Here is an 18,284-nt window from a genome sequence, read left to right on the forward strand (position 1 = left end):
TCGGCCTCCCCAGGGTGGGAATGAGGCGAATCACCATTCTGTGGGGTTGTCGTGGGGGAAAGCGAAGACGTGTCCGGTGTGCCCCAGGGCGGCTACTATCCGCCCGTTCCGCCGCCACCGGTGGGATATGCGGCAGCCCCGGCCGAACCCCCGGCGCCTGGCTCGCGTAAGGGTCGCCGGGTGGCCCTGGCCGTCACCTGCTGGCTGGTGATCGCAGCGGGTACGGCCACCGGCGTGGTGCTGGTGGGCGACGGCGGCGGTACCACGCAGGCCGCCGCGGCGGCACTGCCCAGCGCGAGCGCCTCGCCCTCGGCGGCGGCCAGCAGCTCGGCACCGGTGATCGCCCCCACGCCGACGGTCGCGCCCAGCCCCAGCTCCACCGTGAAGGGCACCGTCCAGGGCTCCACGCACAGCGGTGACCTGCGCTTCTTCCTGCTCCCCGTGCCCACGGACGCCGAGGCGTACGGCGACTCCGACGGCAACAAGATGACTGTCGCCGACATCGCCAAGACCCTGGGGAACCCCACCACCAGCAAGAAGATCCTCAACGAGTACGGCTGCTCCGGCGGCGCGTACCGCAGCTACCGCAGCAACGACGGCACGGTCACCGTCGACGTCCAACTGCTGCACTTCGACGGCTCCGGCCACGCAAGTGACTGGGCGTCAGGACTCACCTTCGGCAAGGGCAAGGAATTCAGCGTCTCCGGGATCGACAACGGCAGGGGCATCGCCTTCGACCCGGCCACCGCCGACGGCGACGGCGAGTTGCTCGGGATCTCCCATGTCGGCGACGTCGAGTACGAGATCACCGTCTCCGGGACCGGGAAGCTGGCCCACTCGCTGCTGACCCCGCTGATGAAGCGCGAGGAGCAGCGGCTCAGCACCGGCCACTGAGGCGCAGGTGCGCTGCCGCGCCTTCCCGAACTCCCTTCCCAGACCGTCCCGTGGAGGACCGACCGTTGACCACCGAAGCCGCCGAGCCGGCAATCCCTGAACCAGAGGCTGTTCCAGAAACGGTAACTGACGCACCGTCTGAGGCCGTACCAGTAGCTGAGACTGAGCCGGGGACGGAGGCCGAGGCCGGGCCCGAGCCCGAAGCCGAGGCCGTGCCGAAGGCCGAGCCCGAGCTGGCGCCCGAAGCCGAAGCCCAGGCCGAGCCGGAGGCCGAGCCCGGGCCCGAGCTGGCGCCCGAAGCCGAGGCTCAGGCCGAACCGGAGCCGAAGCCCGAAGCCAAGACCGTGCCCGAAGCTGAGCCCGCTGCCGCTGTCGCAACTGCGCCCGCAGCTGCTGCCGACGCCGTGGCGGAGCCGGCTCCCACCGTCGCGCCCGAAGCGGTCGCGCCCGAAGCCGTCGCGCCTGAAGCGGTGGCGCCCCCCGCAGCCCGGAAGCCCCGACGCCGTGGGAAGACGGCGCTGATCATGGCGGTCGCCGTGGTCCTCGGAGTCCTGGGCGGCGCCGGCGTCGGCTACGCCGTGCAGCAGCACCGTGCCCCGACCCCGTTGCCCCCGCTCTCCGTCGCCCAGCCGTCCTACCCGGCCGCCCACTCCACCGCCGCGGCACTCACCGCGGCCCAGGACGACATGGTCAGGACCGACGGCGACCTCACCAAGCTCCTGGTCCCGGTCCCCAAGGGCGCCAAGAAGAACGCTGACGAGTCCGGCGACAACGGCTGGTTGGCCCTCGACGGTCTGGCGGAGACCTACACCAAGCCCGGTGTGGAGTTCACCTGGCAACTCGACCACGGTTTCCGCAGGGCTGCCGTGGTGGCCTGGGACCAGGGTGGTGTCAACTACCAGGTCAACCTGATCCAGTTCCAGCACACCGCCGAGGCGTCCACCGCGCAGTTCCTCGTCGACCAGTCCGACTACCTGGTGACCGATGCCGGTGGGGCGAAGTACCGGACCGCCGTCCCGGGAACCGTCAACGGCGCCGTGTTCGCCGGCCACAAGCAGTTGCACGACGACGGCGGCACGTACTACCGGGGCGGGGGTCTCGCCGTCCACGGCGACATCGTCGTCGCCGTGTGGGTCGACTCCTCGCACCCGATCGACGGGAAGGCCCTGATGGCCGTCGTCCAGGACCAGTTGGAGCGACTGTGACCACCGAACTGCCCACCCCCGGGCTGCCGCAACCCGAACCGCAGCAGGCCGAAATCCAGCCGGCCGCAGGCCAGGACCCGGTGCGCCGTCCCGGCAGGCGCCGGGCATTCGTGCTGGGCACCCTGCTGGTCCTGTCGGCCGTTGCGGTCGGCGGCGGTGTCGGCTTCGGCATCCTGCAGGCCGACAAGAAGCCGGACAAGCCCGTCGCGGCCGCCGCCGCGTCGCCCGCACCCTCTGCGTCGCCCTCTTACGGCGCCCACGCCGACGGCGACCACTTCGGTGCGCTGAGCGATCTGCTGCTGCCGCTGCCCGTCGGGTACAACCTCGGTCCGGACGACCCGGGAATCGGCAACGACACCACCCTGACCACGGCGCAGTACCGGGCGATCTTCGACGAGGACATCGCGTCCCTGTCCGACAGCGACCGGAAGAAGCTCGACGGCGGCTTCAACGCGAGCTTCGTCAAGGGCGACGCGGTACGCACCTACCAGTCGACGGGCAACATGGTCATCGAGGTGGAGCTGCGCCAGGAGAACCAGCAGGCCGCCTCCTACGGTGCTGCCTGGCTGAAGGAACTGGCCGACAGCACGCAGGCGTTCCGGGCGGGCCCTGCGGTGCCGGGCTTCCCCAAGGTGCACTGCTACCTTCCCCCGCTGGCCAGCGGCGACAAGCTCGACTACATGGACTGTGACGCCTCGGTGGGCGACATCTACGTCCGCCTGTCCGCCTACGGAGTGGCGCCGTTGGACTCCGCCTCTGCCACGGATCTGCTCCGGCAGCAGCTCGAACGACTTGCGATCCCGGGAGCCCAGATATGAGCGAGCTGACGGAACCCACGCCCACACCGGCGCCCGCACCCGCATCCACATCCACATCCACACCCGCGCCGGTGCCCGTCCCCGTCCCCGCCCCCGTCCCCGTCCCACCGCAGTTCGACCCCAGCACCGTCTGGGCGGTGCCACCGCTGCTGTCCCCGGCTCCCCCGCGCAACCGCACCTGGCTGCGCACCGCGCTGCGCTGGACCACCGCCGTGGTGGTCTGCGCGGCCGTCGGCACGGGTACGGCCTTCGCAGTGGCCGCCCCGCGCCGCACCGACATCCCCGGTCTGAAGACCCCGACCGACGGACGCTATGCCTTCCCCGCGCTGACGCTGCCCGCGCTCCCCTCCGGGGCGGTCGGTCCGGCCGAGCAGAAGACCTCCTCCGGAGTCGAGGAGACGCACGCGGCCGACCTCCGGCAGCTGCTGCTCCCGATGCCGGTGGGCGGACAGGCCGACGCGTCCTACCCGGGCCGTTCCGGCTGGTACTCCACGACCGCCTTCGCCCAGAAGTTCGTGGACGCGTCCGGCATGGCGAAGCACCTCCAGGACGACGGCGTCCGCCACATCGCCGCGACGGCCTGGACCGGCCCCGACGGCACCCGGACCGAGATCTACCTGCTGCAGTTCCGTTCCTCCTCCAGCGCCGGCGATCTCAACAGCCTGACCTGCGACACCTCACCGGCGGCGGCGCCGGACGCGCTGGTGGACCCGGAGTTCTCCGCACCGGACATCCCCACCGGCATCTTCCTCTCCGGTCGGGCCGGGGACGCTCAGAGCGGACATCCGGCCGCCCGGGTCACCTGCTTCGACCACGGGGAGGTCGCGGCCGTGGTGATGATGACCAACCCGTCGAAGGTCAACCCGGTCGTCGCCCAGCAGGTGGCCACGCTCCAGAGCGAGCTGCTGCTCGGCTGACCGCAGCCGTCGCGGGTGGGTCCCGGGGTGCGTCCCCTAGGGGACGCACCCGCACCGGTACGCCGGAAGAGTGGGGCAAGCCGCTGCCTCCGGACTGATGCGGTGCGGATCGCCGCCCCGATACGGTCCTCCTGTGTCTGTCATCATCACGGACAACCTCACCAAGAGGTTCCCCCGGGTCACCGCGCTGGATCGACTGACCGTCGATGTGCAGCCCGGAGTGGTCGGCCTGGTCGGAGCGAACGGCGCAGGCAAGTCCACACTCATCAAGATCCTGCTGGGGCTCGCCCCGGCCACCGAGGGCACGGCCCGGGTACTCGGGTTGGATGTCGCCACCGAGGGCGGTGCCATCCGGGAACGGGTCGGCTACATGCCCGAGCACGACTGCCTGCCACCGGACGTCTCGGCCACCGAGTTCGTCGTCCACATGGCGCGGATGTCCGGCCTGCCGGCCTCCGCCGCCCGTGAGCGGACCGCGGACACGCTGCGCCACGTCGGCCTCTACGAGGAGCGCTACCGCCCGATCGGCGGCTACTCCACCGGCATGAAGCAGCGGGTGAAGCTGGCCCAGGCGCTGGTGCACGACCCGCAGCTGGTGCTGCTGGACGAGCCCACCAACGGCCTCGACCCGGTCGGCCGGGACGACATGCTGGGCCTGATCCGGCGCGTCCACGCCGAGTTCGGGATCTCCGTGCTGGTCACCTCGCACCTGCTCGGAGAGCTGGAGCGGACCTGCGACCACGTGGTCGTCATCGACGGGGGCCGGCTGCTGCGCTCCTCCTCGACCGCCGACTTCACCCAGGTGACCCAGCTGCTCGCGGTCGAGGTGACGGACAAGCAGTCCGACCCGACCCTGGACACCGACAAGGCCCTGCTGGAGGCGCTCGCCGCAGCCGGGCTGACGGCCAAGGCCGACGGCGGCCGGGTGCTGCTGGTCGAGATCAAGGGCGAGGAGACCTACGACCTGGTCCGCGACGCCGTGGCCGACCTGGGCGTGGGCCTGGTGCGGATGGAACAGCGCCGGCACCACATCTCCGAGGTCTTCAGCTACGACCAGGCCGAGGAGGAGACCGCGCATGTCTGAGGCAACCACCCCGGCGCTGCCCGAACCACGGGCGGACGTCATCCATGACATCGGCTACCGCCACTACGACGGACCCCGCCTCGGCCGCTCCTACGCGACCCGCTCGCTCTTCACCCTGAGCCTGCGCGGCAGCTTCGGCCTCGGACGGTCCGTCAAGTCCAAGATCCTGCCGATGGCGCTGCTCGCGGTGATCTGCCTGCCCGCGCTGATCATCGTCGCGGTCAGCGTCTACACCAAGCTGTCGAAGTACCCCGAGACGGCCAGCTATCCGCACTACCTCTCGATCATGCAGTTCGTCATCGCGGTGTTCGTCGCGGCCCAGGCGCCGGTGGCGCTCTCCCGGGACCTGCGCTTCATGACCCTGCCTCTGTACTTCTCCCGCCCGCTGACCTCGCGGGACTACGTCCAGGCGAAGTTCGGCGCGATGGCCTCGGCCATCTTCGTGCTGACCGGCCTGCCGATGCTGATCATGTGGATCGGCTCGATGCTGGCCTCGATGGACTTCGGCTACAACCTGGAGCACTTCGCCTACGGGCTGGTCGCCGCAGCCTTCTACTCCCTGCTCTACGCCGGGATCGGACTGGTGATCTCCTCGGTGACGCCCCGTCGCGGCTTCGGGGTGGCCGCCATCATCGCGGTGCTGCTGATCTCCGAGGCGATCGCCGGGATCATCTACGCGGTGCTGCATGTGCACGGCCATGCGTCCGGGGCCGGCTGGGCACTGGTGATCAGCCCCAGCAGTCTGGTCGCCACGACCGTCGACTGGCTCTTCGGGCTCAGCAGCAGGGGCGACGGCCCGCACGTCCCCTCGGACCTCGGCGGCTTCGTCTTCCTCGCCGAGATCCTGGTCATCGCCGCCGCCTCGTTCTGGCTGCTGGTCCGTCGCTACCGGAAGATCTGAGAGGCCGCCATGACCACCATCAGCATCGACCAGGTCTCCCGCTGGTTCGGCAACGTCGTCGCGGTCAACGACGTCAGCATGACCATCGGGCCCGGGGTCACCGGCCTGCTCGGCCCCAACGGCGCGGGCAAGTCCACCCTGATCCACATGATGAGCGGCTTCCTGCCGCCCTCCTCCGGATCGGTCACCCTCGACGGCGTCCAGGTGTGGAAGAACCAGCAGGCCTACCGGCAGATCGGACTGGTCCCCGAGCGGGAGGCCATGTACGACTTCCTGACCGGCCAGGAGTTCGTGCTCGCCAACGCAGAGCTGCACGGCCTGCCCGACCCCGGCGCGGCGGCCCAACGCGCCCTGGCCACCGTCGAGATGGAGTACGCGCAGGACCGCAAGGTCACCACCTACTCCAAGGGCATGCGGCAGCGCGTCAAGATGGCGTCCGCGCTGGTCCACGAGCCCGACGTGCTGCTGCTCGACGAGCCCTTCAACGGCATGGACCCGCGCCAGCGGATGCACCTGATGGAGCTGCTGCGGCGCTTCGGGGCCGACGGCCGCACGGTGCTCTTCTCCTCCCACATCCTGGAGGAGGTCGAGCAGTTGGCCCGCCACATCGAGGTCGTCGTCGCCGGACGGCACGCCGCCTCCGGCGACTTCCGCAAGATCCGCCGGCTGATGACCGACCGTCCGCACCGCTACCTGGTGCGCTCCAGCGACGACCGCAAGCTCGCGGCGGCGCTGATCGCGGACCCGTCCACGGCCGGCATCGAACTGGACTGGACCGAGAAGGCGCTGCGGATCCAGGCCATCGACTTCTACCGCTTCACGGAGCTGGTGCCCCGGGTCGCCAAGGAGGCAGGCATCCGCCTGCACACCGTCTCCCCAGCCGACGAGTCCCTGGAGAGCGTCTTCTCCTACCTCGTCACCTCCGCCCGATGAAGCCCGACAAGAAGGTGACCCGCCCGTGAACATCACCGTCGCCCGGCTGACCGTACGCGGCCTGCTAGGCCGCCGCCGTGGCCTGCTGCTGCTCGCGGTGCCCGCGCTGCTGCTGATCCTGTCGGTGGTGATCCGGGCCGCCGCCGGCCAGGACGAGTCCACCACCGTCAACATCCTGGGCACCCTGGCCCTAGGCACCCTGGTCCCGCTGCTCGGCCTGATCGCCGGGACCGGGGCGATCGGCCCGGAGATCGACGACGGCTCGATCATCTACCTGCTGGCCAAGCCGCTGCCCCGCTGGAAGATCATCACCACCAAGCTGGCGGTGGCCATCGGCTGCACCGTGGTCTTCGCGGCGGTCCCGACCTACATCGCCGGGGTCATCCTCTTCGGCAACTTCGAGAACCTGGCGCTGGCCTACGGCGTCGGAGCGCTCATCGCCGGGGTCGCCTACAGCTCCATCTTCCTGCTCTTCGGCGTGATCACGCGGCACGCGGTGGTGGTCGGCCTGATGTACTCGCTGCTCTGGGAGAGCATCGTCGGCAACTTCGTCTCCGGGGCGAAGACACTGAGCGTCCAGCAGTGGGCCCTCTCGGTGGCCCGCAAGATCGCCGACCCGGGCGTGGTCAGCTCCTCGGTGCACCTGCCTACGGCGATTCCGCTGCTCATCGTGGTGACGCTCGGCGCAAGCGCCTTTGCGGCCGTCCGGTTGAGTCGATTGACGCTGGCGTCGGAGGAGTAGGCTGTACCGCCGTTTCGCGCACGCAGTTGAACAAGCAGAGCCCCGCGCCCCTGGACGTTTGCAACTGACCCTTCGTTGCAATTGCTAGGGGCGCGGGGAACTGCGCGACAAGCCAGCTACGGCCTGAGCGTGTGAGCCCGCCCCGCACCCAACCCCGCCGTAAGCGCCACCCCGCAGCACCCCAGCAGCAGCACCAAGGGAAGAGTCCACCCCCCGGTCAGCTGATGGAGGGCCCCGAACCCCACAGGCCCGCACGCCGCGATGAAGTACCCCACCATCTGCGACATCCCCGAGAGCTGCGAAGCCACCGCCGCACCCCCCGAGCGCAGCACGATCAGTGCCATCGCCAGGCCGAAACCGCCCCCCTGCGCGATACCGAGCAACACCGCCCAGAGCCATGCGCCGCCCACCGGCGCCAGCACCAGGCCGAGGATGCCGCCGACGTTGCAGGACACCATCAGCGCCACCAGCACCCGCTGACTGTGCATCCGTCCGGCCAGCGTCGGCACGACGAACGCCCCGCCGACCTGGACCAGGTTGCAGAAGGCGAAGACCGCCCCGGCCGTGCCGCGGTCCATGCCCTGGTCGGTGAGGATCGTCGGCATCCAGGCGATCAGGGTGTAGGAGAGCAGCGACATCACGCCCATGTAGACGGCGAGCTGCCAGGCCAGCGGATGCCTCCACAGCCCGGCCACCCGCTCCCCGACCGGCTGGGCCACCCGCCCGGCCGACCCCGCCGGACGGCGGACCTGCGGGAGCCACACCGCTGCGGCGAACAGCGCCAGCACCGACCAGGACGCCATCGACCCCTGCCAGCCGCCGAAGGCGTGTTCCATCGGGACGGACAGCGCCGCGGCCAGCGTCGCGCCGACGATCATCGAGGTCGTGTAGACGCCGGTCATGGTCGCCGCACGGTCCGGGAAGTCCCGCTTCACCAGGCCGGGCATGGTCACGTTGAGCAGCGCGATGGCCGCGCCGATGACCACGCTGCCGGCGAACAGCGCCCAGGTGCCGGAGACCACCCGCAGTCCGATCCCCGCCGCGAGCAGCGCCAGCGCGCCGAGCACCACCCGCTCGGGGCCGAGGCGGCGCACCAGCCGGGGGACGAACGGCGCGGTGAGGCCCATCAGCAGCACCGGCAGGGTGGTCAGCAGCCCGCCCGCCGTCGCGGAGAGTCCGTAGCCGTTGCTGACATCGGTGAGCAGCGGCGACACCGCCGACAGCGCGGCGCGCATGTTCAGCGAGACCAGCAGGATCCCGACCAGCGCCGTCGCCGGGTGGACGGCGATCCTGGCCGCCCGGGAGGGTGCGGGGGCGTACGACGTCCCTACGGAGGGGGTCGGGGCGTCGAGGGTGGTGCGCGGCATGGCGTTCTTTCCGGAGTTGCAGGTGGGGTGGATCAGTTGTCGCCGAGCAGGCGGCCCACGGCCGCCATCGGCTCGGCCAGCAGCAGTCGGCAGGCGGCCTCGGCCGCGTCCGGGTCGCCGGACTCGACCGCGTCGATCAGCGCGCGGTGCGAGGCCAGGTCGACCTCGGGCATGTCCTGGTCCCCGGAGGAGGAGCGCATGGACTCCCGGACCGAGGAGCTGAAGTAGCGGTAGACCTCGGTCAGCGCCGGGTTGTGCGCGGACTCGACCAGGGCGGTGTGGAACTCCAGGTCGTGCTCGACGGTGGCCTCGCGGCCGCCCCGCTCCGGTTCGTCGCGCAGGATGGTCTCCTCCGCGTCCAGCGCGGCCCGCATCCGGGCCAGGTCCTCCCGGGTGTGCCGGAGCGCGGCGAAACGCGCGGCCTCGGTCTCCAGCGCGCCGCGGACCTCCAGCACGTCCCGCACCCCGGCCCGCTGCACCCCGTGCAGCACGGCGGCCGGGTCGCTGCTGCTGCGGACGAAGGTGCCCTCGCCCTGCCGCGACTGCAGCATCCCGGAGTGCACCAGCACCCGCACCGCCTCGCGCACGGTGTTGCGGCCGACCTGGAGCAGCGCGGCCAGCTCGTGCTCGGTCGGGATGCGGTCGCCGACCTGCCAGGCGCCGCCGCTGATCTGGGCCCGGAGCTGTTCGATGGCGGAGTCGACCAGGGAGGTGCGGCCGGCGGCGTGCAGGTTGCTGCTCATCGGTGCGAGGTCCTCCGGTCGTCCTACATCCTCTTGCCCAGTCATCCTACAACTGGAACCCGACCGGTCCGGCCACCGGGTGGGCCGGCTCTCAGCCCCGGTGCTCAGCCCCGGTGCTCAGCCCCGGTTCTCAGCCCCGGCCGAGCAGCGGCATCGCGCTGGCCATCACCGTCACGAACGGGATGTTGGCGGCCAGCGGCAGCGAGGCCATGTGCAGCACGGTGCGGGCGACGTCGGCCACGTCCATCGTCGGCTCGACCGCGGTGCGGCCGTCGGCCTGGAGGGTGCCAGTGCTCATCCGCTCGGTCATCTCGGTGGCGGCGTTGCCGATGTCGATCTGCCCGCAGGCGATGTTGTGCCGGCGTCCGTCCAGGGCGAGGGACTTGGTCAGGCCGGTGATCGCATGCTTGGTCGCGGTGTAGGCGACGCTGTTGGGACGGGGCGCCTGCGCGGAGACCGAGCCGTTGTTGATGATGCGGCCGCCCTGCGGGTCCTGGGCCATCATCAGCCGGTAGGCGCCCTGGGCACACAGGAACGAGCCGGTGAGGTTGGTGTCCACCACCCGGCGCCACTGCTCGTGCTCCAGTTCCTCCGGCGGGGCGGACAGCGCGGCGACTCCGGCGTTGTTGAACAGCAGGTCCAGGCGTCCGAACCGGGCCTTCACCGCGGTGAACAGGGCGTCGACGGAGCCGGGATCGGTGACGTCGGTCGGCACGACCAGCACGTCGTCGCCTGCGGCGGTCTCCCGCAACGGCGCCTCACGCCGTCCGGCGAGGGCCACCGCCCATCCTGCTTCGAGCAGGGCGCGCGCCGTCGCCCGACCGATGCCCGAACCTGCTCCGGTCACCACTGCGACCCGTGTGTCCATGGCGGCACCTTAACGCGGTGGGTGGTCACCGTGGTCGGAGGGCTCTACGGCCGTAGCTGGCTTGTCGCGCAGTTCCCCGCGCCCCTGAGGTTCTGCAACTGGCTCAGTTGCAATCAGCCAGGGGCGCGGGGAACTGCGCGACAAGCCACCCACCAGCGGAAAGGTTCACGCAGTCGGGAACAACAGCTCCAGCACCACGGCCACCCCGTCCGCGTCGTTGCTCGACGTGACCTCGTCCGCCGCCGCGACCAACGCGGGGTGCGCATTGGCCATGGCCACCCCGTGCGCCGCCCAGGCGAACATCGGCAGGTCGTTGGGCATGTCGCCGAAGGCCAGTGCGCGGTCCCGCTTCACGCCCAGCCGGGCCGCCGCCAGGGCCAGCCCGGTCGCCTTGGACAGGCCCAGCGGCAGCACCTCGACGAACCCGGGACCGGCCATCACCACGTCCACCAGCTGCCCGCCGACCTCCCGCACGATCTGCGTGAGCTCGTCGTCGGTCAGCGTCGGGTGCTGCAGGAAGAGCCGGGTGATCGGCTCCGCCCAGAACTCCGCGGGGTCGGTGACCGCGCGGAGCTCCTCCTCGCCTTCGCCGTCGCCGGGCATCCGGTAGCCCTCGCCGACCAGGATCTCGCCGTCCAGCCCCTCGCGGCCCACCGCGAGGAACACCGGGCCGGTCTCCGCCTCGATCTTGGCGAGAGCCACCTGGGCCAGCTTGCGGTCCAGGGTGATCGAGGTGAGCAGCCTGTGCGCGCCCGCGTCGTAGACCTGGCCGCCCTGGCTGCAGACGGCCAGGCCGGTGTAGCCGATGGCGTCCAGCGTCGGCCGGGTCCACGAGGCGGAGCGGCCGGTCACCACGATGTGCTGGGCCCCGGCGGCGGCAGCCGCCGCGAGTGCCCGCCGGGTGCGCTCCGACACGGTGTGGTCGGAGCGCAGCAGCGTGCCGTCGAGGTCCGTCGCGATCAGGTCGTACGGGCGGGAGGGTTTCCCGCTGGTGCCGCTCACTTGCCGACCGGCTCCAGGACGGAGCGTCCGCCGAGGTAGGGCCGGAGCGCCTCCGGGACCACCACCGAGCCGTCCGCCTGCTGGTGCGTCTCCAGGATTGCGACGATGGTGCGCGGCACCGCGCACAGCGTCCCGTTCAGCGTCGCCAGCGGACGGTTGCCGCCCTCGCCGCGCATCCGGATGTCCAGCCGGCGCGACTGGTACTCGGTGCAGTTGGAGGTGGAGGTGAGTTCGCGGTACTTGCCCTGGGTGGGGATCCAGGCCTCGATGTCGAACTTGCGGGTCGCCGAGGAGCCCAGGTCGCCCGAGGCCACGTCGATGACCCGGTAGGCCAGGCCCAGCTTGTCGAGGAACTGCTTCTCCCACTCCAGCAGGCGCTGGTGCTCGGCCTCGGCCTCCTCGGGGGAGGTGTAGACGAACATCTCGACCTTGTCGAACTGGTGCACCCGGATGATGCCGCGGGTGTCCTTGCCGTAGGTCCCGGCCTCGCGGCGGAAGCAGGGCGAGAAGCCGGCGTAGCGCAGCGGCAGCCGGTCCGCGTCGATGATCTCGTCCATGTGGTAGCCGGCCAGCGGCACCTCGGAGGTGCCGACCAGGTAGAAGTCGTCCTCCTCCAGGCGGAAGACGTTCTCGGCGGCCTGGCCGAGGAAGCCGGTGCCCTCCATGGCCCGCGGCTTGACCAGGGCGGGGGTCAGCATCGGGATGAAGCCGGCCTCGACCGCCTGGGCGATGGCCATGTTGACCAAGGCCAGCTCCAGCAGCGCGCCGATGCCGGTCAGGTAGTAGAAGCGCGAGCCCGACACCTTGGCGGCGCGCTCGATGTCGATGGCGCCGAGGATCCGGCCGAGCTCCACGTGGTCGCGGGGCTCGAAGCCCTCCGCGGCGAAGTCGCGGGGGAGGCCGACCTCCTCCAGGGTGACGAAGTCCTCCTCGCCGCCGATCGGGGCGTCGGGGTGCAGCAGGTTGGCGAACTGCCCCTGCAGCCGCTTGACCTCGTCGTCCGCCTCGGACTGCTCGGCGTTGGCGGCCTTCGCCTCGGCGGCGAGGGTGGAGGCCTGCTTGAGCAGGCCGGCCTTCTCCTCGCCCTGGGCGCTGCGGATCTGGTTGCCGATCAGCTTCTGGGCGTTGCGCAGTTCGTCGAAGCGGGAACCGGAGGACCTGCGCCGCTCATCAGCACTGAGGAGGGCGTCGACAAGGGCGACGTCCTCTCCTCGGGCACGCTGCGAGGCGCGCACACGGTCAGGGTCCTCACGGAGCAGGCGAAGGTCAATCACGGGGACGAGCCTACCGGTCCCAGGCTGCCGCCTGCCGCTCCTTATGCTGCGCAGGGTCCGTGCCACTGACTTGCCACTACCGGTGATCGCCGATGGTCTGCTGTGCGGTGGTTTGTCACATATCTGTCCCTGTCCGCCACCAGGACGGTACAGCGGCTCCACAGCCGCCCGACGGCCTGCCAGGGTGGGGACCGGCAACAGAACGACTTCGGGGGGATCCCATGGGCATGCGTACGAACATCCGAATAGCGCTGGCGGGTGCGGCGGTCGCGGCGCTGGCCGTGACACTGACGGGATGCGGGTCCGGTGGACGGGTCCAGGCCGGCAAGCCCGCGGCGGGATCCTCCGGGGCCTCCGGGGCTTCGGGCGGTGCCGCGCAGCCCTCCGGCTCGCCGACCTCGAAGAGCACCTCCGGCGACAACGTCCCGCCCGGCGGGACGGCGGCGGTCAACCCGCTGATCGAGTACACCACCGGGGCCAAGGGCCATGTGGTGGCGCTCACCTTCGACGACGGTCCCAGCGCGGTGTGGACGCCGAGGATCCTGGCGGTGCTGGCCCAGTACCACGCCCATGCGACCTTCTGTGAGATAGGCCCCAACGCCAAGGCCTCCCCGGCCACGGTCAAGGCGATCCTGGCGGCCGGCGACCGGCTCTGCGACCACTCGGTGTCGCACAACGAGGCCATGAGCAAGTGGACCGCGCAGCGGCAGACCTACGAGATCGCCGGCGCCAAGACGATGATCGAGAACGCGGGCGGTCCGGGAACCCAGGTCGACTGGTTCCGCGCCCCCGGCGGTGACTTCTCCCCGCTGAACCGGCACATCTCCGCGCAGAACGGATTGCGTCCGCTGGGCTGGACCGTGGACAGCCAGGACTGGATGCGACCGGGCGTTCCCAGGATCCTCTCCAATATCCACAAGGAATTGGTGCCGGGGGCGATCATCCTGATGCACGACGGGGGCGGGGACCGCTCGCAGACGGTGGCGGCACTGAAGCAACTGCTCCCCGAACTCGTCAGCAAGGGCTACTCTTTCGAATTCCCCGTCAAATGATCACAGACTGACACTCTCTGTCCTACTATGACTGCAATGAGTGAGTCTGTGACAATGGGGCCGCCTGGGGATAACCCGCTCCGCCCTGTGGATATCTCGATGACTCCCGAGGATTCATGGATTTGTCCACAGTTGGCGAAGCCGGCCTGTGGATCGCCGAGGGGGCTCGGGATGGTACTCCGGACCACCTTGGTGGGCGGCTAAACCTCGGCTTTGGTGGCGTGGGTGTGATTTTTGGCGAACCTCGGGCGGCGAAAAGGGAAACAGGCGGCCCGTATGCCGAAATGTCCGATCTATCCGAAGGGCTCGATCCAGGGCCGCCGCAGAGGGATTTGTCGATTCATCCCCAGCCTGTGGATAACTCACCCTCCATCCACACCCGGCCTGGCCTGGGGAAAACTCGCACCCGTGGATGAAGGGTCGTCAACGCGGTGCCGTCAAAAGGTGATCCAAAGCGATCCAACATGATCACCGGGGATGGGCCGGCAGGGGTACCGGCGACGTACTACTGCTCTCCGCGCCCGTCCAGGCAGCGGGAGAGCCAGTCGGCGGCCCGGCTGAACTCCTCGTCCGAGGTACCGGGGCGGACCTGCGGTGCGACCTCGTCAGCCCGGGGATAGGACCCGAGGAAGCGCACCTGGGGGCAGATCCGGTGCAGGCCCATCAGCGCCTCGCTGACCCTGCGGTCGGTGATGTGCCCCTCGGCGTCCACCGAGAAGCAGTACTGGCCCAGGCCCTCACCGGTCGGCCGGGACTCGATCCGCATCAGGTTGACCCCGCGCACGGCCCACTCCTGCAGCAGCTCCAGCAGCGCGCCGGGGTGGTCGTCGGCGAGCCAGAACACCGCCGAGGTCTTGTCGGCGCCGGTGGGCGCCGCGGTCCGGCCGGGGCGGCCGACCAGGACGAAGCGGGTGGTCGCGCTGGACGCGTCGTGGATGTCGGTGGCCAGCGGCTCCAGCCCGTACAGCGGCGCCGCGAACTCGCCCGCGAAGGCCCCGTCGAAGCGCCCCTCCTGCACCAGCCGGGCGGCGTCCGCGTTGGAGGCCGCCGACTCCCAGTGCGCGGTCGGCAGGTGCTCCGCCAGCCAGCGGCGCACCTGCGGCTGGGCCACCGGGTGCCCGCTCACCGTCTTCACGTCCGCGAGCGCCGTCCCGGGCCGCACCAGCAGTGCGAACGCGATCGGTAGCAGCACCTCGCGGTAGATCATCAGCGGCCGGCCGGTGGCCAGCTCGTCCAGGGTGGCGGTGACCCCGCCCTCCACCGAGTTCTCGATCGGCACCAGCGCCGCCGCGGCCTCCCCGTTCCGCACCGCGTCCAGCGCCGCCGGCACCGACACCGAGGGCACCAGCTCCCGCGTCGCCGCCTCGGGCAGCGTGCGCAGCGCGGCCTCGGTGAAGGTGCCCTCGGGACCGAGGTAGGTGTAACGGGTCGCGGACAACCGGGGCCTCCGTAGGACGGGCTGCCGGCCATCGGCCGACGAGAGTGGACCACAGCAACGGTAACCACTGCCGCCCCGCGGCGTCCCGAGGTCTCATCCTATGGTCGCTGCTGCTGCGATGCGTGGCAATCCTCCAGGTCGAGGGCTTCTACGGTGCGTAGTAGCCCTGGACGTCGGCTACTACGTCAATGCTGCCGGTGTAGTTGTAGATGAGGATGGTGCCGTCTGCGCGAATGGGGACAGTGACGAGGACGGGGCGGGTCTGGCCCGGGACCAGGTTGATGTTGGACGTCTTCGGGACTGTTCCGCCGCTGTACGCCGTGAGGTAGGTGGCGGCGGTTGAGCCCGTGCCGGTCAGGTTGAGGGTGACCGCGGTGGCACCGGTAGGGATGCCATGGGTGCCGCTGACGTTGATCTGCAGGGTCGAGTTCGGGCCCAAACGCTTCTTCGCGGTACCGAGTCCGGAGCGGGTGTCCACCAGGCGGGCGGGAGCGAGCGGAACATAGAAGGTCCCCCTGGCCTCGTTCGTGAAAACACCGAGGACATCCGCAATGATCGCGGTCTGACCGGCCCGGTTATAGAACTTGATCTTATGGGAGCTGTCCACCGGGACGATCACCAGATTGGAGGTGGTCTGGCCGACGCTGAAATTGAGATTGGACGTGGTCGGCAATGTTCCGTCGCCGGCGTAGGCGGCGATCCAACTGCGGGCACTCGGCTGAGTGGCGGTCACATCGACCATGACGGCGGTGGTGCCGCTGTCTACCAGGGAGGACGGCAGAGGCACCGAGATGGTGCTGCCCGGGCCTACGGGCTTGGCAGCCACGCCTATGCCGTGACGGGTGTCGAGGATCCGGGTGGGGGTGTTCGGCAGGAACGTACTGGCATGCCCGTCGTTGGACGGGGTGATGTCGTACTCCCCCTGGATGTCGGCGATGAGGTCGACGTAGCCACTCGCGTTGTAGAGGTCGACACAGCCATCGGCGCCCACAGGGACCGTAACCAGGTTGGGATTGCTCTGTCCGGCCTGGAAGTTGAGATTGGAAGCGGTGGGACGTGCGGAGCCGTCCGGATAGGCGGTCACCCAACTGGCGGCGGTGGCATCGGCATCGGTCACGTTCAAGGTGACTGCGGTCGGTGCAGTGCCGGTGTCTGCTGACGTCCCGGTGATCCTCAGCTTCAGGACGCCTCCTGGACCGACCTTGCGCTTCGCCGCTCCGAGTCCGGACCGAGTGTCGAGGATCCGCTCAGGACTGCTGTAGGCCTCGTATGCGGTGCCGGCGACCCCCTGGACGGTGTTGGACACTGAGTGCCCGGCGGCATCGATCACCGTCTGTACGGCGGTGTGAACGCCGGGGTCGGCGTACCCGTGCCGGATGATCTCGCTATTCCCCGGGGTGAGATTCTCGGGTGCGGAGACCGTGGGAGCGGAGCCGTCGCCCCAGTCCGTGGAGATCTTTGTGATCTTGTAGGGGTCGTTCGACTGGTCGTAGAGCGTGACCACCCCGGCTTCCTCCGGATGGGCCAGAGTCGACTGCCACGCCTCGGCTACCAGTGGGCCGTCCTTCAGCACGCTGAGCCGCTGGGAGAAGGTGGTCGACGTACCCGAGTCCCGTTGGACGGTGACCCTTACGGTGAAGACGCCGCTGTCGTCGGAAGGGGGCCCGGTGTACGTGTGCTGCTGGGGACTGGGGTCCCTGGTGACTGTCGGCCTCGTGCCGTCACCGTAGTCGTAGCTGTAGGTGGCACCTTCCGACCAGGGATTGTTGACCGAGGTGGTCGTGGTGACGGCCAGCGGATAGGTCTGGTCGCCGAGGCCGGTCGTGGTCGTGGTGGCGGAGGCTGAGAAGCGGTCCTGGTATTCCATGCCGCCCCGGTCGACGTAGCCGTTGCCCGTGCCGGTGTTCGCCACCAGGAGGTCGTCGACTCGGGGCTGCCCGCGGTAGTCGGTGCTGGACTCCCCGGGGGCGTCGGCGTCCCCCGAATCGATGACGGGCGACCCTTCCACGGGGGTGGCGGACAGACCCGGTGGGTTGTCCACATCATGCAGGCCCTGGCCGGTAGCGGCATGAAAGGCCGAGGTGGACGTGTAAACAGTGGCGCCCCAGGAGTACTCCGCCCCGTTATTGAAGGGGGTGACCACGTTGTAGTCGGCGCTGACGCCGCCTGACGCCTCGGCCGAGACATAGACGGCGACGTTGCCGACCGTGCCGGTTCGAAAGTCGGGGACTACCACCGTGTTCTCGACCGAACCGGTGGACGTTCCGGTGATCCGGACTCCACCGCCGACGTTCAGGATGGTGACGCCCGCGACTTCGAGGTCGTCGACGCTGTCCGCGTTGACGGCGGAGCCGACCGAGACAAGCGCGTCGCTGGCCAGGACGATATGAGCGGCCCCAGCCTTGGCGGCGATCGCGCTCCCTGCACTTCCCTGGTTCTGGGAGTGGCTGATCACCACATCGGACGACGTGCCGTCGATGTCGACACCGTCCGCGGGAGAGGCGACGGGCGTGAGAGGGGAATCGGAGCCGATCACGTCGACGTGATCGAGTTCTATGTGCTGAGAGTTGATGGATCTGACCGCCGTCTCCGTGTGCGACTCCAGCCGCAGGTTGCTCAACGAGACATACTGCGCGTTCTCGATGGAGACCAGGGCTTGACCTGTGTTCGGGGCCGAGGGCGCGGCAATGGCGGTGAAGTCGGGCGAAGAGCCAGAGCCGACGAAGGAGACGGGTGCGTCCGGCGTGCCTGATCGGCTGATGACTATGGGTGCCGTCGGCTGAGCCGAGCTCAGAATGTGTACGGTCTGCCCAGGGTCCACCACGTCGGCGGCCTCCTGGACGGAGCAGAACGGAATCGCCTGTGTGCCAGGGCCGGTCTGGTTGCAGGTACTGGAACTGCTGTTGACGTATAGGTCCGTGACCGGTGCCTCGGCGTGGGCCGTGGCTGTGCCGAGGCCGCTGAGTAGGAGGGCGGCACTGGTGATGGCTATTACGGCGCGGGTGCGCGGCATGTGGGAGGCTTCCTCTGGGCTTTTCGGTACGGC

The 18,284-nt window shown here is 69.9% G+C and carries 15 protein-coding genes and 1 pseudogene; 9 read left to right on the forward strand and 7 right to left on the reverse strand.

The annotated features are described in order from the left end of the window. Positions 1-180 precede the first annotated feature (180 nt). The 8 genes and pseudogenes from ABUW04_RS14035 to ABUW04_RS14070 all read left to right on the forward strand — a co-directional run bounded on the left by ABUW04_RS14035 (position 181) and on the right by ABUW04_RS14070 (position 7,494). Positions 181-894, forward strand: a complete 714-nt coding sequence (locus ABUW04_RS14035) for a hypothetical protein (protein ID WP_380564777.1) — start codon at positions 181-183, stop codon at positions 892-894. 212 nt (positions 895-1,106) lie between these two features. Then, positions 1,107-2,099 carry a hypothetical protein gene (locus ABUW04_RS14040; RefSeq protein WP_380564779.1) on the forward strand — a complete coding sequence of 331 codons (993 nt, stop codon included), beginning with the start codon at positions 1,107-1,109 and terminating at the stop codon, positions 2,097-2,099. Beyond that, entirely contained in the window at positions 2,096-2,917 is an 822-nt protein-coding gene (locus ABUW04_RS14045) for a hypothetical protein (RefSeq protein WP_380564781.1), read from the forward strand. Before ABUW04_RS14040 ends, ABUW04_RS14045 begins: the two co-directional genes overlap by 4 nt. A 71-nt stretch (positions 2,918-2,988) precedes the next feature. Next, positions 2,989-3,834 (forward strand): hypothetical protein, encoded by an 846-nt coding sequence (locus ABUW04_RS14050; protein ID WP_380564783.1) that lies wholly within the window; start codon positions 2,989-2,991, stop codon positions 3,832-3,834. 133 nt (positions 3,835-3,967) lie between these two features. Further along, positions 3,968-4,918 carry an ABC transporter ATP-binding protein gene (locus ABUW04_RS14055; protein WP_030253499.1) on the forward strand — a complete coding sequence of 317 codons (951 nt, stop codon included), beginning with the start codon at positions 3,968-3,970 and terminating at the stop codon, positions 4,916-4,918. Continuing rightward, positions 4,911-5,819 carry an ABC transporter permease gene (locus ABUW04_RS14060; protein ID WP_051725229.1) on the forward strand — a complete coding sequence of 303 codons (909 nt, stop codon included), beginning with the start codon at positions 4,911-4,913 and terminating at the stop codon, positions 5,817-5,819. The genes ABUW04_RS14055 and ABUW04_RS14060 overlap by 8 nt, the downstream gene beginning before the upstream one ends. 75 nt (positions 5,820-5,894) lie before the next feature. Beyond that, positions 5,895-6,752 (forward strand): annotated as a pseudogene (locus ABUW04_RS14065) (ABC transporter ATP-binding protein); the annotation flags it as partial. 25 nt (positions 6,753-6,777) lie between these two features. Continuing rightward, positions 6,778-7,494: an ABC transporter permease subunit gene (locus ABUW04_RS14070; protein ID WP_380564785.1), complete on the forward strand. Its 717-nt coding sequence runs from the start codon at positions 6,778-6,780 to the stop codon at positions 7,492-7,494. Positions 7,495-7,610: 116 nt separating this feature from the next. On the opposite strand, the gene ABUW04_RS14075 is transcribed toward ABUW04_RS14070, so the two are convergent. The 5 genes from ABUW04_RS14075 to serS all read right to left on the reverse strand — a co-directional run bounded on the left by ABUW04_RS14075 (position 7,611) and on the right by serS (position 12,748). Next, a complete protein-coding gene (locus ABUW04_RS14075) occupies positions 7,611-8,861 on the reverse strand; it encodes a CynX/NimT family MFS transporter (protein ID WP_380564788.1) in 1,251 nt (416 codons plus the stop codon). 32 nt (positions 8,862-8,893) lie between these two features. Then, positions 8,894-9,604: a FadR/GntR family transcriptional regulator gene (locus ABUW04_RS14080; RefSeq protein ID WP_380564790.1), complete on the reverse strand. Its 711-nt coding sequence runs from the start codon at positions 9,602-9,604 to the stop codon at positions 8,894-8,896. Positions 9,605-9,734: 130 nt separating this feature from the next. After that, positions 9,735-10,472 (reverse strand): SDR family oxidoreductase, encoded by a 738-nt coding sequence (locus ABUW04_RS14085; protein ID WP_380564792.1) that lies wholly within the window; start codon positions 10,470-10,472, stop codon positions 9,735-9,737. Between the two features lie 165 nt (positions 10,473-10,637). Further along, positions 10,638-11,474, reverse strand: a complete 837-nt coding sequence (locus ABUW04_RS14090) for an HAD family hydrolase (RefSeq protein ID WP_380564794.1) — start codon at positions 11,472-11,474, stop codon at positions 10,638-10,640. Next, positions 11,471-12,748 (reverse strand): serine--tRNA ligase, encoded by a 1,278-nt coding sequence (serS, locus tag ABUW04_RS14095; RefSeq protein ID WP_380564796.1) that lies wholly within the window; start codon positions 12,746-12,748, stop codon positions 11,471-11,473. The genes ABUW04_RS14090 and serS overlap by 4 nt, the downstream gene beginning before the upstream one ends. 227 nt (positions 12,749-12,975) lie before the next feature. Between serS and ABUW04_RS14100 the strand changes: the two genes are divergently transcribed. After that, positions 12,976-13,800, forward strand: coding sequence for a polysaccharide deacetylase family protein (locus ABUW04_RS14100; RefSeq protein ID WP_380564798.1), 825 nt, complete (start codon positions 12,976-12,978; stop codon positions 13,798-13,800). A gap of 505 nt (positions 13,801-14,305) precedes the next feature. On the opposite strand, the gene pheA is transcribed toward ABUW04_RS14100, so the two are convergent. Together pheA and ABUW04_RS14110 are read right to left on the reverse strand one after the other, a co-directional pair. Beyond that, positions 14,306-15,238, reverse strand: coding sequence for a prephenate dehydratase (gene pheA / locus ABUW04_RS14105; RefSeq protein ID WP_380564800.1), 933 nt, complete (start codon positions 15,236-15,238; stop codon positions 14,306-14,308). Between the two features lie 148 nt (positions 15,239-15,386). Next, complete coding sequence (locus tag ABUW04_RS14110) at positions 15,387-18,251, reverse strand: hypothetical protein (RefSeq protein ID WP_380564802.1); 2,865 nt, start codon at positions 18,249-18,251, stop codon at positions 15,387-15,389. Positions 18,252-18,284 lie beyond the last annotated feature (33 nt).

Source organism: Streptacidiphilus jeojiensis (genome assembly GCF_042510965.1).
Taxonomy (GTDB): Bacteria; Actinomycetota; Actinomycetes; order Streptomycetales; family Streptomycetaceae; genus Streptacidiphilus; species Streptacidiphilus jeojiensis.

What these genes read in the sequence shown, in the direction of transcription:
- ABUW04_RS14085 (WP_380564792.1), bottom strand. Translation starts at nt 10,472, where the DNA reads ATGGACACACGGGTCGCAGTGGTGACCGGAGCAGGTTCGGGCATCGGT.
- ABUW04_RS14060 (WP_051725229.1), top strand. Translation starts at nt 4,911, where the DNA reads ATGTCTGAGGCAACCACCCCGGCGCTGCCCGAACCACGGGCGGACGTC.
- ABUW04_RS14080 (WP_380564790.1), bottom strand. Translation starts at nt 9,604, where the DNA reads ATGAGCAGCAACCTGCACGCCGCCGGCCGCACCTCCCTGGTCGACTCC.
- ABUW04_RS14100 (WP_380564798.1), top strand. Translation starts at nt 12,976, where the DNA reads ATGCGTACGAACATCCGAATAGCGCTGGCGGGTGCGGCGGTCGCGGCG.
- ABUW04_RS14110 (WP_380564802.1), bottom strand. Translation starts at nt 18,251, where the DNA reads ATGCCGCGCACCCGCGCCGTAATAGCCATCACCAGTGCCGCCCTCCTA.
- ABUW04_RS14075 (WP_380564788.1), bottom strand. Translation starts at nt 8,861, where the DNA reads ATGCCGCGCACCACCCTCGACGCCCCGACCCCCTCCGTAGGGACGTCG.